The 14,356-nt window shown below is 57.4% G+C and carries 14 protein-coding genes; 12 read left to right on the top strand and 2 right to left on the bottom strand.

The window, feature by feature from the left end; genetic code table 11:
• Positions 1 to 173: 173 nt before the first annotated feature.
• Positions 174 to 689 carry a lysozyme inhibitor LprI family protein gene (locus AKL28_RS21660; protein WP_050470391.1) on the top strand — a complete coding sequence of 172 codons (516 nt, stop codon included), beginning with the start codon at positions 174 to 176 and terminating at the stop codon, positions 687 to 689.
• A 397-nt stretch (positions 690 to 1,086) separates the two neighbouring features.
• Here AKL28_RS21660 and AKL28_RS21655 read toward each other — a convergent pair whose 3' ends face one another.
• A complete protein-coding gene (locus AKL28_RS21655) occupies positions 1,087 to 1,752 on the bottom strand; it encodes an NUDIX hydrolase (protein WP_050470390.1) in 666 nt (221 codons plus the stop codon).
• 191 nt (positions 1,753 to 1,943) lie between these two features.
• Here AKL28_RS21655 and AKL28_RS21650 point away from each other — a divergent pair, with 191 nt between their 5' ends.
• The 7 genes from AKL28_RS21650 (at position 1,944) to AKL28_RS21620 (ending at position 9,735) form a co-directional block, all read left to right on the top strand.
• Positions 1,944 to 2,807 carry a cysteine hydrolase family protein gene (locus tag AKL28_RS21650; protein ID WP_050470393.1) on the top strand — a complete coding sequence of 288 codons (864 nt, stop codon included), beginning with the start codon at positions 1,944 to 1,946 and terminating at the stop codon, positions 2,805 to 2,807.
• 59 nt (positions 2,808 to 2,866) lie between these two features.
• The gene (gene pncB, locus AKL28_RS21645; RefSeq protein WP_050470389.1) at positions 2,867 to 4,060 is read left to right on the top strand and encodes a nicotinate phosphoribosyltransferase; all 1,194 of its coding nucleotides are present in this window, start codon (positions 2,867 to 2,869) and stop codon (positions 4,058 to 4,060) included.
• Positions 4,061 to 4,080: 20 nt separating this feature from the next.
• Positions 4,081 to 5,778, top strand: coding sequence for an NAD+ synthase (locus AKL28_RS21640; RefSeq protein WP_050470388.1), 1,698 nt, complete (start codon positions 4,081 to 4,083; stop codon positions 5,776 to 5,778).
• A 12-nt stretch (positions 5,779 to 5,790) separates the two neighbouring features.
• Entirely contained in the window at positions 5,791 to 6,846 is a 1,056-nt protein-coding gene (locus AKL28_RS21635; RefSeq protein ID WP_050470387.1) for a bifunctional nicotinamide-nucleotide adenylyltransferase/Nudix hydroxylase, read from the top strand.
• A gap of 3 nt (positions 6,847 to 6,849) precedes the next feature.
• Positions 6,850 to 8,016: a hypothetical protein gene (locus tag AKL28_RS21630; protein ID WP_197091075.1), complete on the top strand. Its 1,167-nt coding sequence runs from the start codon at positions 6,850 to 6,852 to the stop codon at positions 8,014 to 8,016.
• A complete protein-coding gene (locus tag AKL28_RS21625; RefSeq protein WP_050470386.1) occupies positions 8,013 to 9,152 on the top strand; it encodes a TRM11 family SAM-dependent methyltransferase in 1,140 nt (379 codons plus the stop codon). The genes AKL28_RS21630 and AKL28_RS21625 overlap by 4 nt, the downstream gene beginning before the upstream one ends.
• Before the next feature lie 142 nt (positions 9,153 to 9,294).
• Positions 9,295 to 9,735 (top strand): hypothetical protein, encoded by a 441-nt coding sequence (locus AKL28_RS21620; protein ID WP_050470385.1) that lies wholly within the window; start codon positions 9,295 to 9,297, stop codon positions 9,733 to 9,735.
• Between the two features lie 140 nt (positions 9,736 to 9,875).
• On the opposite strand, the gene AKL28_RS21615 is transcribed toward AKL28_RS21620, so the two are convergent.
• A complete protein-coding gene (locus AKL28_RS21615) occupies positions 9,876 to 10,718 on the bottom strand; it encodes an oxidoreductase (RefSeq protein ID WP_050470384.1) in 843 nt (280 codons plus the stop codon).
• 177 nt (positions 10,719 to 10,895) lie between these two features.
• On the opposite strand from AKL28_RS21615, the gene AKL28_RS21610 reads away from it, so the two are divergent.
• From AKL28_RS21610 to AKL28_RS21600, 4 genes are all read left to right on the top strand, one after another.
• Positions 10,896 to 11,828, top strand: a complete 933-nt coding sequence (locus AKL28_RS21610) for an AraC family transcriptional regulator (protein ID WP_050470383.1) — start codon at positions 10,896 to 10,898, stop codon at positions 11,826 to 11,828.
• Positions 11,829 to 12,426: 598 nt separating this feature from the next.
• Positions 12,427 to 13,323, top strand: coding sequence for a hypothetical protein (locus tag AKL28_RS21605; RefSeq protein WP_050470382.1), 897 nt, complete (start codon positions 12,427 to 12,429; stop codon positions 13,321 to 13,323).
• A 118-nt stretch (positions 13,324 to 13,441) separates the two neighbouring features.
• Positions 13,442 to 13,789, top strand: coding sequence for a hypothetical protein (locus AKL28_RS24670; RefSeq protein ID WP_156226435.1), 348 nt, complete (start codon positions 13,442 to 13,444; stop codon positions 13,787 to 13,789).
• 159 nt (positions 13,790 to 13,948) lie between these two features.
• The coding region (locus AKL28_RS21600) for an acetyltransferase (protein ID WP_050470392.1) at positions 13,949 to 14,356 on the top strand (408 nt) is incomplete at its 3' end.

Here is a 14,356-nt window from a genome sequence, read left to right as displayed (position 1 = left end):
GGCATGAAAATGCCAACGACCTGGCAAGAATCGGGATGCGAAGTATGTCGGCTTCCGGCCAATAGCAGACGTCGACATGCAAAAAATAGCCTGCGGAGGGTGGATTTTTCTGCCTTAGAAAGTGGTTAAGGGGAATTCATGGCAAAAAATGGCACTCAGCAAACGGGGAAGATATGAATAAATGGGGGATGCGTTGTCTGACTATCGGTCTCGCACTGTCTATCGTCAGTCAGCAGGGATGGGCATTTTCCATTGAGGAAGCGTATGGGAGTTGCGACGATGTTCTGCCAATAACCAGTGCAAACCACGCAACTTGTGAGGCGCTGCAGTACCGAAGCCAGTATCGAGAATTACAAAAGGAGGCTTACCGACGGCTGACTATCACGCTGTCCCAAACATTCGAGGTTAGTGGATGGCAGACGGATGCGCGAGTTGTTAGCTCGTTCGAGGCTGCCCAAGCAGCGTGGGAAAAATATTATCCGGAGGCATGCGAACTCTCCGCAGCACTGACTTTGGCCGCAGATCCCTGGCAATCCGCCTATAGCATTCAATGCGAAGCTGAGCAGTTGAAGGAAAGATTTGAGAAATTAAATCGCGCGTTAATTTGCTTTGAGAAAATGCCGGCATCCACAAGGCACGGAGCCGATGGGACAGAGTGTCTTAATGCTTTTGCTCTGTCGCCTCGATGAATACCTCGCTAATTTCTCTGGTTAAGTAACACAACCATTCTTAGAACTACGAAAGCCGGTCTAAGGACCGCTATCGGCCAGAAGCAGGCATCACATGAATCAAAAAATCTCACATCGCTGCGGGATTTTTCGTTCTCGAGGCACTTCCCGCGATTTCACTCAACTCAATACTGCCAGCGCTGGCGCACATCCCTGTTTGCGAGTGATAACCTTGTCCGGCCTCTAGCAAGGGGGGACGCCTCTCTAGTTGCTCCACCTTCTGCTGACGTCCGAAGACCACCACACGGTCTGTCACTTCGGCAACGTGACATAGTTAAGCTGATGTTAGCCAGACTATGTCGATGGTATGGCGCCGCTGTCCGAGGGTATCTGTTAATGCCAATTTGGGGCGAGTGGTTCAAAATCCACGCTCCACCAGCCGCAACTGCTTATGGAAAGCAGGCTTGAGCCGGTAGAGTTGGGCCGGGCGGTGTGCGCCAGCGGTGTCGAAGTGGCCGTCGGCCGGTTCGAGCATGTCCATCTCGGTCATCTTGCGACGGAAGCTCACCTTGTTGATGCTCTCGCCCAGCAGCATTTCATAGACGCGTTGCAACTGCGGCAGGGTGAACTCCTCGCTTAGCAGATGACAGGGTAGCGAGGAATACTGGCTCTTGCTGCGCAGGCGCGACACCGCAGTCTCAATGATGGAGACATGGTCGAAGGGCAGCGGCGGCAGGCGATCGACACTAGCCAGGACCAGATCGCTGCGTTCGATCTGGGTGATCATAGCCAACGATACCAGTGCGTAATAGACGATGGAGACCGACCAGCCACGCGGATCGCGCGCCGCACCGGAGAAGGTGGCCAGTTGTTCCAGGTACGGCGCTTCGATACCGGTCTTGTCCTGCAGCACGCGCCGCGCCGCGCCGCGCGCATCGGCGTCGGTATCGGCATGGATATAGCCGCCGGGCAGGGCGGCCACGCCCTTGAAGGGCGCGTGTTCGCGCCTGAGCAGCGCGACCTCCAATCCATCCGTCGACAGCGTCAGTAACACCACATCCACCGTGCAGATCACCTGATTCAATTTTTCTCCTTGCCTTCGGTTACGCCAGCAGTCTAATGGTAGTTAGTGTCATTGTGAATCTATTTATCGCTATTCATGAAATCCCTCCCTGTGATAAAGGAGAATTTTGGGAAAACCCTAAAGCCAACTTAGTTGCAATATTAAATTAACCGTTCTACACTGGCTCCATCGCAACCCGAAAGATGGAAGCCATGAAGCGCAATCTGCATCTCCTAGTGATCGATCCGCAAAACGATTTTTGCGACCTGCCCTCCGCCTATCTCCCGGCCGATCCGGCCAGCGGTGCGCGTCAGCAACCCGCGCTGCCAGTGGCCGGCGCGCATGCCGACATGCAGCGCGTGGCGCGGCTTATCGATGATGGCGGCCGCGGCCTGTCCGCCATCAGCATCACCATCGATTCCCACCACAGGCTGGACATCGCCCACCCGACCTTCTGGCAGGTCGGCGACGGCGGCACGGTCAGCCCTTTCACTCAAATTGAGGCCGCCGAGGTGCGCGCCGGCCGCTATCTGCCGCGCGATCCGCAAGCGTTGCCGCGCACATTGGCTTACCTGGATGCATTGGAATGCGCCGGCCGCTACCGCCTGATGGTGTGGCCGGTGCACTGCGAGATCGGTAGCTGGGGTGGTACCGTGCATGCCGACGTGCGTGCCGCCTATAACCGCTGGGAAGAAACGACCCTGAGCATCGTCGCCAAGCTGGCCAAGGGCAGCAATCCCTGGACCGAGCACTATTCCGCCGTGATGGCCGAAGTGCCTGATGCCGCCGACCCTGACACCCAGCTCAACCGAGATTTCATCAACGGGCTGGCCCATGCCGACAGCGTGTACATCACCGGTGAAGCCGGCAGCCACTGCGTGCGCGCGACCACCGAGCATATCGTGGAGAACCTCGACGTCGCCGACCGCTCCCGGCTGGTGCTGGTCACCGATTGCATGAGTCCGGTGGCGGGATTTGAAGCACAGTACCTCGAATTCCTAGACGCCATGGCTGCCGCCGGCGTGCGCTTGGCGAGCTCGGCCGAGGTGCTAGCAGAATTGCAAGCCAATGCCTGAACACTAAAGCCCGAAGCCCGAACTCCAAGCCCGTCATCATCACGAAAGGAGTGCACATCATGGCGCCCGTCGTCCGCAGTCTGCTGGAAACCGATCTCTACAAGTTCACCATGTGGCAGGCGCTGCTGCACAGCCACCCCGGCGCGCAGGCAGAGTACGTCTTCGTCTGCCGCAACCGGCCGCAGTTTCCGCTGGTAGAACTGAAGGAGGAGGTGGAGCGCGAGCTGGATCACCTGTGCTCGCTGCGCTTCGCCGACGACGAACTGGCCTATCTCGCCGGCCTGCGATACATGAGGAGCGACTTCATCGACTTCCTCGCGCTGTTCCGCTTCCAGCGCAAGTTCATCCGCGTGCAAGTCGAAGGCGACGGCCTGTCCATCGTCGCCAGCGGCCCGCAGGTGCATGTGATGGGATTCGAGATCTTCGTGCTCTACATCGTCAATGAACTTTACTTCCGTCGCTTCGGCAATGCCGCCGCGCTGGACGAAGCCCGCCGCCGCCTGCAAGACAAGATCGCCCTGCTGCGCGAATTCGCCCGCGAACCCGGCGGACGCCATCCCTTCGAGTTCTTCGACTTCGGCGTGCGCCGCCGCTATTCGGCGCAATGGCAGGAGGAAGTGGTGGCCACGCTAGCGCGTGAAGTGCAGGAGTACTTCAAGGGCACGTCCAACGTCTGGCTGGCCAAGAAGTACGGCCTGGTGCCCATTGGCACCATGGCGCACGAATACCTGCAGTCCTACCAGGCCTTCGGCGTGCGCCTGCGCGATTTCCAAAAGGCGGCGCTGGAAGACTGGGTGCAAGAGTATCGTGGCGATCTCGGCATCGCTCTCACCGACGTGGTTGGCATGGATGCCTTCTTAGCCGATTTCGATTTGTATTTCGCCAAACTGTTCGACGGCCTGCGCCACGATTCCGGCGATCCCTTCGAATGGGGCGAAAAGGCGCTGGCGCACTATCGCAAGCTGCGCCTGGATGCCGGCACCAAGCGCTTGGTATTTTCCGACGGCCTGGATCTGCCGGAGGCTTTCAAGCTGTACCGGCACTTCTCCGGCCGCACCATGACCGGCTTCGGGATCGGCACCAATCTCAGCAACGACACCGGCATCGAACCGCTGAACATCGTCATGAAGCTCACTTCCTGCAACGGCCAGGCGGTCGCCAAGCTGTCCGACTCGCCAGGCAAGACCATCTGCAAGGACGAGACCTTCTTGGCCTATCTGCGCCAGTTGTTCGGCATCAGCACCGCGGCCTAACGCGGCAGAAAGGATTCATCATGCTTCGCATCGCCATCGCCCAGCTCAATCCCACCGTCGGCGATTTCGACGGCAACGCGGTGCAGATCATCGACGCCATGCAGCGTGCTGCCGCCGGCCGCGCCGATTTGGTGGCCTTCCCGGAACTGGCAGTGTGCGGCTATTACCCGGGCGACTTGCTAGAAGAACCGCGCTTCCTGCGCAACATAGAGGCGGCGCTGGAACGCATTATCGCCGCCACGCGCGCGCTGCCCGGCCTGACCGCGGTGATCGGCGCGCCGCGCCGCAATACCGGACCTGGCAAGCCGCTGTTTAATGCGCTGCTGGCAGTGCGTGAAGGCGCCATCGTCGCCGAGTATCACAAGCAGCTGCTGCCGGTATATGGCGTGTTCGATGACGGCCGGCACTTCGAGGCCGGACCGGAAGTGGCGTGCGTGCTGCCGCTCAAGGGCGTACGCGTGGGTTTCCTGATCTGCGAGGATGGCTGGAACGACGATCTGCGCAGTTATCGCGTCAATCCCTTCCAGAAGCTGGCGGATGCCGGTGCGCAACTGGTGCTGTCGATCAACGCCAGCCCTTCCGATGTCGGCAAGCGAGCCCAGCGCCACACCTTGTTCCGAGCCGCCTGCTTGCGGCGCGATATGGCGCTGCTGTACGTCAACCAAGTCGGCGGTCAGGATCAGCTGGTGTATGACGGCGCCTCCTTCGCCATGTCGCCGCAGCAGGGACTGGCGTTCGAGGCCGCGCGCTTCGCGCCGGATTTCCAGTTGCTAGCGTTCGAAGACAGCCACTTCCTGCGTGCCGACGGTGCCGGCGTGCCCCAACTGGTGGACGAGACGCTGGCGACGCCGGAGTTCTATCGCCGCCAGATCATCCTCGGTCTGCGCGATTACGCGCGCCGCTGCGGCTTCGAGCGAGTGGTGGTAGGCTCTTCGGGCGGCATCGATTCGGCGCTGACCATTGCACTGGCGGCCGAGGCGCTGGGCCCACAGAACGTGGTGGCGGTGACCATGCCATCGCGGTTCTCCAGCACGGGCTCGGTGGACGATTCCGAGACGCTGTGCCGAGCGCTGGGCGTGCAATTGTTCCGCCATCCCATCGCCGACCTTGTGCGCGAGTTCGAAGACGGTTTCGCCAAGGCCTTCAGTGCGCCGCTGCGCGGGCTGCCCCTGGAAAACTTGCAGGCGCGGGTGCGCGGGGCGGTGTTAATGGAATATTCTAACGGCTTCGGCGCCTTGCTTCTGACCACCGGCAACAAGAGCGAGATCTCGGTCGGTTATTGCACGCTGTATGGCGACACCAACGGCGGCCTGGGCCTGATCGGCGACCTGTACAAGACCGAGGTATACGCGTTGGCGCGCCACTTGAACGCCGCCGCCAGCCGCGAACTCATCCCCGGCGCCGTACTCGACAAGCCGCCTTCGGCAGAACTGGCACCGGACCAGCGCGATACCGACAGCCTGCCGCCCTACGAGGTGCTGGACGAAATTCTCAAATGGCATATCGAAGGCGATCGTCTGCCGGCGGCGGAAGCGCGGGCGGTCAGTGCGTTCGTCGAAAACTTGCGCGGAACCGAAGAGGGGGCCGCGCTGGTCGAACGCATCTGCCGGCTGATCGCGCGCAACGAATACAAGCGCCGCCAGTCGCCGCCGGTGATCCGGGTTCGGACGCGCGCCTTCGGCAGCGGACGGCAGATTCCCATTGCAGTGAAGTACTAACAAGGAGCGGGTATGTCAGGGCAAGACAAGGCAAGAACGGCGGATGCTGCGGTATTGATCGGGCGCTTCCAACCCTTCCACAACGGCCACCTGCATCTGCTGCAGCGCGCGTTAGAACGCGCGCCGACAGTGATCGTGGTGCTTGGCTCGGCCTTCCACGCACGCAATACCAAGAACCCGCTGACCTGGCAGGAGCGCGCCGCCATGATCGCCAGCGCGCTTCCGGAGACGCAACGGGAGCGTGTGCGCTTTGTCGCCACGCGCGACTACTACGACGACCGCCGCTGGTCGGCCGAGATCCGGCACCTGGTCGCGGGCGTGGCGGGAGAGCAGGCGCGCATCGTCCTGATCGGGCACTTCAAGGATGCCTCCAGTTATTACCTGCGACATTTCCCACACTGGGAGCTGGAGGCGCTGGAACGCGCCGTCGACATCGATGCCACCGACATCCGCCGCCTGTGGTTCGAGGCCGAAGACATGGACGTCACGCTGGATGTGCTGGCGCAGATGCTGCCAGCCAGCGCGCGGCACTATCTGCGCGCCTGGTCGCTACTGCCGCACTACGCGCCGCTGGCCGAGGAGCATCGCCAGTTGCAAAAGTACAAGACCGCCTGGTCGGCAGCCCCCTATCCACCGATCTTCACCACCGTCGATGCCGTCATCCGCGCCGCCGACTATGTGCTGCTGGTACAGCGCAAGGGCTTTCCGGGCCGCGGCCTGTGGGCCATTCCGGGCGGCTTCCTCGATCAGCGCGAACGGTTGATGCAGGCCGCCCTGCGAGAGCTGGCCGAGGAAACCAACCTGGCGGTGCTGCCGATCACGCTGGAAGACGCGTTGGTGGACGTCAAGATCTTTGACCACCCCGACCGCAGCGCACGCGGACGCACCATCACCCACGCTTATTACTTCGACCTGCGGCTGGAGCATCTGCCGGCAGTCGAGGCCGCCGACGATGCCGCACAAGCAGTGTGGACGCCGATCGCGCAGCTGGCGACGATGGAGGAAAGCTTCTTCGATGATCATTTCCACATCCTCGACAGTTTCCTCAAACTGACCGGGGAACGCTGAACCATGGATGCCATAGCACCATCCGCTACAAGCGCGGCGCTGCCGCCGCTGATGCCGGCGCCGCTCAAGCGCCTGCTGGAGTCGCGCCTGGAAAGCGTGATCCAGCGCGAACCCGACCGCGGAGACGCCTCGCGCTGGCGGCAATGGCGGCTCGACGACCGCAACTGGCAAGTGGCGCAGCCGGTCACTTTCACGCCTTATGCCTCGGCCCGGCCCTGTTCGGCGCGTTGCCGCTTCTGTTCGGAAACACTGGCCGATGGCGGCGCCCACGCGGCCGTCTTACGTCCTGGCGCCGATTATTTCGACCGCCTGCGCGCCGCGCTGGCGGCGTTGTGCGGCTTGCCCTTGTCCTATTCGCTGTCGGGGCTGGAGACCACCGACGACGCGGCCTGGATGCTGGCCATGCTGGATGCGCTGCAAGAACACGCTGGCCGTTCGCCGGTGGAAAATAGTGTGCTGTATTCCAACGGCGCGGGCTTTGCCGGCAGCGCCGGCGGCCGCCTGATCGAACGCCTGCAAGGCTTCAGGCTGAACTGGCTGGAACTGTCGCGCCACCATTTCGACGCCGGCACCAACCAGGCCATCATGCGCTTTCGCGACGGCCAGCTTATCGCCGCGCAGGCATGTTTCGAGGACACACTGGCGCAGTTGTCGCGGCGGCTGGCGGTGAAGCTGGTCTGCATCGTCCAGCAGGGCGGCGTAGCGGATCTGACCTCGCTCAAGGCCTATCTCGACTGGGCGACGCGGCAAGGCGCGGGCGCGGTCATCTTGCGTGAGTTCTCGCAACTCGGGCCGGCGTATCGGGACAACGTGACTTCGCACTACATTGCCTCCACGCGGGTGGCGATCGATGGCCTGCTGGCCGCCTGCCTGGCCGATCCGGAATTCACGGCGCACAGCCGGCTGCGGCATGCCACCTCGGGTTATTACTTCTGGAATGTGGTACTCGACTTCCGCGGCATGGAGATCATCTTCGAGGCCTCGGACTACACCCGCATGCACCAGCGCCACGACAGTGGCCGCGTCTATAAGCTGGTGTTCCACGCCAACGGTAATCTGTGCAGCGGATGGGATCCGCGACGCAACGTGTTGCTCGGGACGGAACCAGCGCCGACGCCCATCACGCTGATGCGTGCACCGCGTTCTGCCGATGAAAGCCCGCGGCCATGAACGACAACAGCTGGCTCCATCTGCAGCACCAGGATCCCGACTGGATGCTGCCGCCCGACCTGGCGCAGCGGGACGGCTTCGGCGCCCGCGATTGCGGCTGGGTGGAACAGATGACGCCCTTCATCCGGCATCTGTGCCCGTCGGGCGGCACGGTGCTCGATCCCTTCTGCGGTTTCGGCAGCACGCTGGTGGCGGCGCATCTGGCCGGGTGCGCGGGCATCGGCATCGAACTCGATGCGCCGCGCGCCACCATCGCGGCCGAGCGCCTGGGGCGCCTGCAAGCCCTCGGCCAGCGCGTGTTGCAAGGCGACGCGGCGCAGTTGCTGCCCGGCCTGGAACCGGTCGATCTGGTGCTGAGCAATGTGCCTTACTTCGGCTGTTCCTGGCCGCAGCAGGCCGAGAGCGGTCAGTTGTACGCCAGCGGCAGCTACACGGAATTCCTCGACATGCTGGAACGCACGCTGAAGCAACTACGCACTTGCCTCAAGCCCGGCGCCCATTTGGTGTTGTGCGCGGAGAATCTGCAAGTCGGCGGCCACTTCGTGCCGCTAGCCTGGGATTTGGCACGGCTGATGGCTGACCGTTTCGAGTTGCTAGAAGAGCGCGTGCTGATCTATGACCGTCCGTACGCGCCGCAGGCACCCGGCCGCATGCGCAGCAATCGTGCACATGAATATGCCCTGGTGGCACGCAACTCTTCTGCAAGCATAGATCTGGTACAGACTCTGGCGACGCTGCAGGACTTGCATGCAGCGATTCCAAAATTTCTGGTCTATGGTAGTTTCGCGCGCTGGATGCTGCGATTACCAAAGGAGCGCATGCCGGCCGATGCCGATCTGCTACTGCCTTGCGATGCAGGGGTGATTGCGCGCATCTGCACTTGGTTAGAAGTTCGCGGCTTCACCATCACCTGCTGGGGCGCACCGTTTTCTTCCTCTGCCACCGAAGCCGTAAGATTATTGCTGCCCGAGCGACATTATCTGCGTGCTGTTCGGCTCGATCGCAATGGCGCCCTATGCCACATTGATCTATGCTTCCGTGACACTCGCCATGACTATGCTACGGCGCGAAATGCTAGCGTGTTAAGGGATGGATTACGATTGCTCAATCCAGCTCTGCTTGTACCGTTACGGTAGTACATGATCGCTATTTCAGTGTCATCAGGCGCAGATTCTTTTTAATCCATGCCGCACAGCTATCTCGCCTAATTCAGCCTCATAATGTGTTTAACCACATAGCCCGCAATCGGCCAGAAGCGGACTTCTTTATGGATGAGTAATGACGACTGAAGAAATCAATGTGATGGTGCAAGAACTGAATTTCATCATTGGTGCACTTGGGAAAGTACCTGATGCCTCCAGCTTGGCGAATCATTTCCAGGAGCTTCTTTCTATCGAAATTCAGAGAAAGGCTCGCAAGACCTACTTGAAAGCGCTGAGAAAAGAAATGCTCGTTGTGGCTCGCGAGACGATGAGCCCAAAAGGCTGGGGGAAATTCAAAGCAGCCCTCTCCTTAGACGAGTTGTTTGGCGAGGCTTACTTGCAGAGAATTTCTGTGAACGGTGTGATTCGAAACGAGGATGAATATCGTAAAACGCTCATCGAACTGGACATTCTTATGCATTCCGCCGGGGACAGTGGACGCCGGTCTGAGATAGAGCGCTTGATCATCGATGTGAATGCGGTATTGGCGCAGTCGTTGTTTTCTTCCCCTCGGTAAGTGCGTTGCGACTGCAATCGGCCAATAGCAGCCCCTCGGCTAAAGGAAAAAGCGGCCGTCTGGCCGCCTTCTCATGCGTATATCGTACTGATGGTCGCTAGATCAAGGTGAAAGTATTTGACTTCACGAATTCAACGGTTTTACTTGAAATCAGTCGAGACAGAGATTTTTTCCCACGCGTCGATTTCTGCTCCCATCTTCGAGATCTTCTCCCGAACCAGTTTTACTGCATCGCTGCCAAGCAAAAGATGGACTGGTGCGTCAGGAGAGCCGGCAATATCCAGAATCACTTGGGCCGCTTTTGCTGGGTTTCCGAGTTGATGGCCACTCTTCTCCTGTCGAGCAGAGCGGATTGGGTCAATAACTGTGTCGTAATCTGGAATGCTTCTTGGCGAGCGAGCCATTGAGCGTCCTGCCCAATCAGTGCGGAAAGAACCCGGCGCCACAGCAGTTACTTTGATACCGAAGTCAGCCACTTCTTTGGCAAGCGTCTCAGAAATACCTTCCAATGCAAACTTGCTACCGCAGTAGTAAGCGATGCCTGGCATGGTGATGAAACCACCCATGGACGTAATGTTGATGATATGGCCGCTGCGTCGTGCACGCATTGAAGGAAGCACGGCTTTAATCATTGCAACGGCACCGAATACGTTGACATCAAATTGACGTCGCATCTCATCCAATGACGACTCTTCAAGAGCGCCTTCGTGTCCATAACCAGCGTTATTGACCAGTACATCAATCGGGCCAAAACTATCGGCCGTTGATGTGATTGTTCTTGCAATGGATGAAAAATCAGTCACATCGAGTACAACAGCAATCGCGCGCTCAGATGCGAGGTTCTCAAAAGCTTGTTTGGCGTCTTGGCTTCGTACTGTGCCTATTACTGAATGACCAGCTTGCAACGCAGCTTCTGCAAAAGCACGGCCAAATCCTGAACTGACTCCAGTAATCAGGAAGTTTAATTTCTTAGAATTTCGCATAATTTCCTCTATTTTTGCTATGTTGAAAACTTCCTGGCGAACTAATCTCGCTCAGCATTCTCGGGAAGTCGATGGAAAGCATGATAGGCAAGCTCACTTCGTTGGGATATGTCGGTTAGCATTCAATGTTTGCCTAAAACTATTAAATGGCCTATTTTTGGCAGCATGGAAAATTCAATGCAAGTGAAATTGAGTGCGCGCCAGCGTATGGTGGACTTGCTGACAAATCTCGCTCCCAATGAGGGCTATAACCTGTCTTTTCTTCCGGGCGTCAGATTTCTCAGGTCGAACCGCTCACTAAGTCAAACTCCTGTTTTGTACGAGCCAGGAGTCGTCGTTGTCATTCAGGGCCGAAAGCGTGGTTTCCTAGGTGGAGAAACCTATCTCTATGATGCGCAACACTATTTAGCTGTATCTGTTCCAGTGCCGTTCACGATGGAAACCGATGCTAGTGATAAGGAGCCATTACTGGCAATTTACTTTCGGCTAGACTTTCAACTTCTTGCCGAGTTACTCGTGCAGATGGACGACGCCGATGTGTCCGCAAGCCCCCAGACAATGTTTGCTACTCAGATGGACGATAAGATGTCCGCCTCCGTTCTACGGTTTTTAGAGGCAGTGAGTGACCCCATGGAAGCACGGATTCTGGGCAATGCGCTTGTGAAAGAAATCTATCTGCGTGTGCTGACAGGTGAGCAGGGATCTTCCATGCGAGCAGCACTCCGTCATGATGGGCAGTATGGGAAGGTGGCGAGAGCAATCAAGAAAATCCACACCTCATACGGAGATAAACTGGACGTTGAACAGCTTGCTCAAGAAGCCGGAATGAGTCCGCCTTCTTTCCACGCGCATTTCAAGTTGGTCACAGCGACTTCTCCAATGCAGTACCTCAAATCAACGCGCTTGCATCAAGCGCGTTTGCTGATGCTGCGTAATGGCCTGACGGTTGCGGCAGCAAGCGCACAAGTTGGATATGAAAGCGCATCTCAGTTTAGCCGTGAATTTAAGCGCCTTTTTGGAAATACCCCAGTTGAAGAAGTAGCGAGGATGAAAAGCGCTTATGCTCTTCCAGACCCTGAGCATTCCACTATTTATGTGTCATCGCACTAGGACGGTACTTTGGGTCAATAGGCGCCGTCCGCCGTCGACCAGAAGCGGACTTCGCATCTTGTCCGTTCGGGATGCATCAACCTCTGTACACTCCAGTCACTTTAAAAGTAACTTGGGGACAGGGGCATGAGAAATTTTGCGTGACTAAGAGTCGGCACGATCTTGCTGTTCTCGATCTATGCTTGTGATGCCCTGACCGGGACGACGATACCACCCCATGGGCGCAAAGAATATCGCGTCATGGCCCCTCCGACAGACGCACAAATGGGTCATATCGATCGCCCCAGAGAACTGGTTTGGTCCTACCCGGTTTTGCGCGGCGCACGCTTCCCAAATCTGAAGAAGCTCAATAAATGTTGGCTATCGACCTGAAGAACTGGCGCTGGTTACCGAGACCAGATATGGTAAACGCATCAACAGAATATCAATTAAAAAACAAGAGGGTGAAATGGGGACAATAAGCCAAGGATTCGCAGCTTTTCTTACCATGGTAGTTCTTGCCGGCTGCGCGGCGACCTCGCCGGTAACAGAAGCGAACTTAGGACGGGAACAGCCGTTAGTAGATTTGGTCATGTCGGGAAAAGTAACTGGAAATACCATGCTACCGTTCTACGAGACGACAAAATCCGTATTTTGCGGACTCTTGCCGCTGCCGAGCAAGGCCGCTGAAGCAGCAATAGCCAAGACCCTGCAGGATGGCGTCGATGTCAACAAACCATGCCGCGCCGATGGTGCAGACATGAATGGATTGCCTTTAGATACAGTTGTTCGCTTTATCGGCTATGCAAGCGAACCTGGTACGAACTACGACCCCGTCAAAATTAAACTGTTCATCTCACGCGCACAGACCTTACTTCAAGCGGGAGCCAAAACTGCCCGCTTCGAGCTCACGCAGAAAATTCAGAAACGGGACAATAGAACAATGACCTTGGATGAAGTCTTGCTGGAAGCTGCGAACTATACCGATATTGTCATTGCACAAAAAGAACAGAATGAACAATTCTTGCGTGATGCAGCGCAGAAGAAATTCTTCAATCTGGAGACGATTGCAGCGGCACTCCAAATCGTTGGAATGGCGGCCAATAACTACGCGACAATCAAAGGCGCCTCGTCCACATCCTCATTGCCAATAGCGGCTGTTTCAAATTTTCAGTCTCCTTCTGCCAAGAGCAAGAAAAATCAAGCGACTGCGAACAATGCCCAGCCAGTTACAACGGCCAAGCAACCCTCTGCCGCGCAGATAAAATTAGCGGCGGCCTCGACTTGTCTTCAAGCTGGTTCCTTTGGCGACAAATCCGACATCACCACCGCATGCTCGCAAAACAGAAACAATACATTCGGATGGGGAGACACCAGAGCAGCGGCCTGCGAAGGAGCCAACCGGAGCGTGCGTGAAGAGTTCGATGGGAAAAACGCAGGCGGTTGTTATTGCCAAGCGAATGCAAAGGTCAACTCCGTTACACAGCCTTATGTTTGCTGGGTCATGTTTGACTAGGCAAAGGTTATGCGACGCGCATGTTAGACGATCGCATTCGGCCATAAACGGACTATGTGCGGAGCTGTCTAGGTAACCAAACGCAGATGGCAATAGTTAACTTAACCTTGAGGGGTAAATGATGAATCAAATTCTCTACGGCGAACTGGTGAGGCTTGCGCGCGCTCGCGCTCTCGCTGCATACAGTGACGTATCACCACTTATTGGTCTGTCGATGCAGAATGACGCAGATCGAGAAGAAATCGCGAGACTATTGGGTGACATTGCAGTATTCGAACATGGTCAAGGGCGCCCTATGCTAACGGCACTGATTGTTCATCGTGGAAATGACAATAATCCTGGAGAAGGATTTTTCTCAATTGCCCATGAATTAGGACTCTATGGGGGGCGTCGAGATCAAATCGAAAGGCTAACATTTTGGGCCAACCAAGTAACCGAAGTTCACAATCACTGGCGAACCTCCTGACAATCTATCCAAATCGGAGCTATGGCCACCGCTTAAAATACCCCCAAGGCTATCCCAGAAATCATACTTGGCATTCGGTGTCCGTTAACGGCCAGGAACGGACAACCGGATATTGAGCGCTGATTGCAATTGCACTCCGCTGAAAGTATGCTTTCCGGCATGATAAAGATTAGAAACTCTCATGGCGCGGATGGTGAGCGGATACTGGAAATTTGGCGCAATGCCGTGCTGGCCACGCATGATTTTTTAAGTTGCGAAGATCGCGCTGCGGTTGACCGGGAAGTGCGAGATTTTCTTCCCGTTGCTCCACTGCTTTTAGCCGTCGACGAGAACGACAACCCGTTGGGTTTCATGTTGTTGAATGGTTCGCATATGGAAGCTTTGTTCATCGACCCTGCCCATCACGGAAAAGGTATGGGGCGAGCCCTGGTCAATCACGCCTTGACCTTGTCCCCTGTACTAACAACGGACGTCAATGAACAGAACGTGCAGGCGTCCGCTTTTTATTTCCACCTCGGCTTCATCAGAACGGGGCGATCAGAAAAGGATGGGCAAGGACGCCCCTAC

The organism is Herbaspirillum chlorophenolicum (assembly GCF_001189955.1).
In the GTDB taxonomy this organism is placed as follows: Bacteria; Pseudomonadota; Gammaproteobacteria; order Burkholderiales; family Burkholderiaceae_D; genus Herbaspirillum; species Herbaspirillum chlorophenolicum.
This window is presented reverse-complemented; position numbering and strand designations above follow the sequence as displayed.

Bases quoted from the DNA above. Each gene is read 5' to 3' on its own strand.
- AKL28_RS21640 (WP_050470388.1), top strand. From the start codon at position 4,081: ATGCTTCGCATCGCCATCGCCCAGCTCAATCCCACCGTCGGCGATTTC.
- AKL28_RS24670 (WP_156226435.1), top strand. From the start codon at position 13,442: ATGATGAATCAAATTCTCTACGGCGAACTGGTGAGGCTTGCGCGCGCT.
- AKL28_RS21610 (WP_050470383.1), top strand. From the start codon at position 10,896: ATGCAAGTGAAATTGAGTGCGCGCCAGCGTATGGTGGACTTGCTGACA.
- AKL28_RS21660 (WP_050470391.1), top strand. From the start codon at position 174: ATGAATAAATGGGGGATGCGTTGTCTGACTATCGGTCTCGCACTGTCT.
- AKL28_RS21605 (WP_050470382.1), top strand. From the start codon at position 12,427: ATGCTACCGTTCTACGAGACGACAAAATCCGTATTTTGCGGACTCTTG.
- AKL28_RS21650 (WP_050470393.1), top strand. From the start codon at position 1,944: ATGAAGCGCAATCTGCATCTCCTAGTGATCGATCCGCAAAACGATTTT.
- pncB (WP_050470389.1), top strand. From the start codon at position 2,867: ATGGCGCCCGTCGTCCGCAGTCTGCTGGAAACCGATCTCTACAAGTTC.
- AKL28_RS21635 (WP_050470387.1), top strand. From the start codon at position 5,791: ATGTCAGGGCAAGACAAGGCAAGAACGGCGGATGCTGCGGTATTGATC.
- AKL28_RS21630 (WP_197091075.1), top strand. From the start codon at position 6,850: ATGGATGCCATAGCACCATCCGCTACAAGCGCGGCGCTGCCGCCGCTG.
- AKL28_RS21625 (WP_050470386.1), top strand. From the start codon at position 8,013: ATGAACGACAACAGCTGGCTCCATCTGCAGCACCAGGATCCCGACTGG.
- AKL28_RS21620 (WP_050470385.1), top strand. From the start codon at position 9,295: ATGACGACTGAAGAAATCAATGTGATGGTGCAAGAACTGAATTTCATC.
- AKL28_RS21615 (WP_050470384.1), bottom strand. From the start codon at position 10,718: ATGCGAAATTCTAAGAAATTAAACTTCCTGATTACTGGAGTCAGTTCA.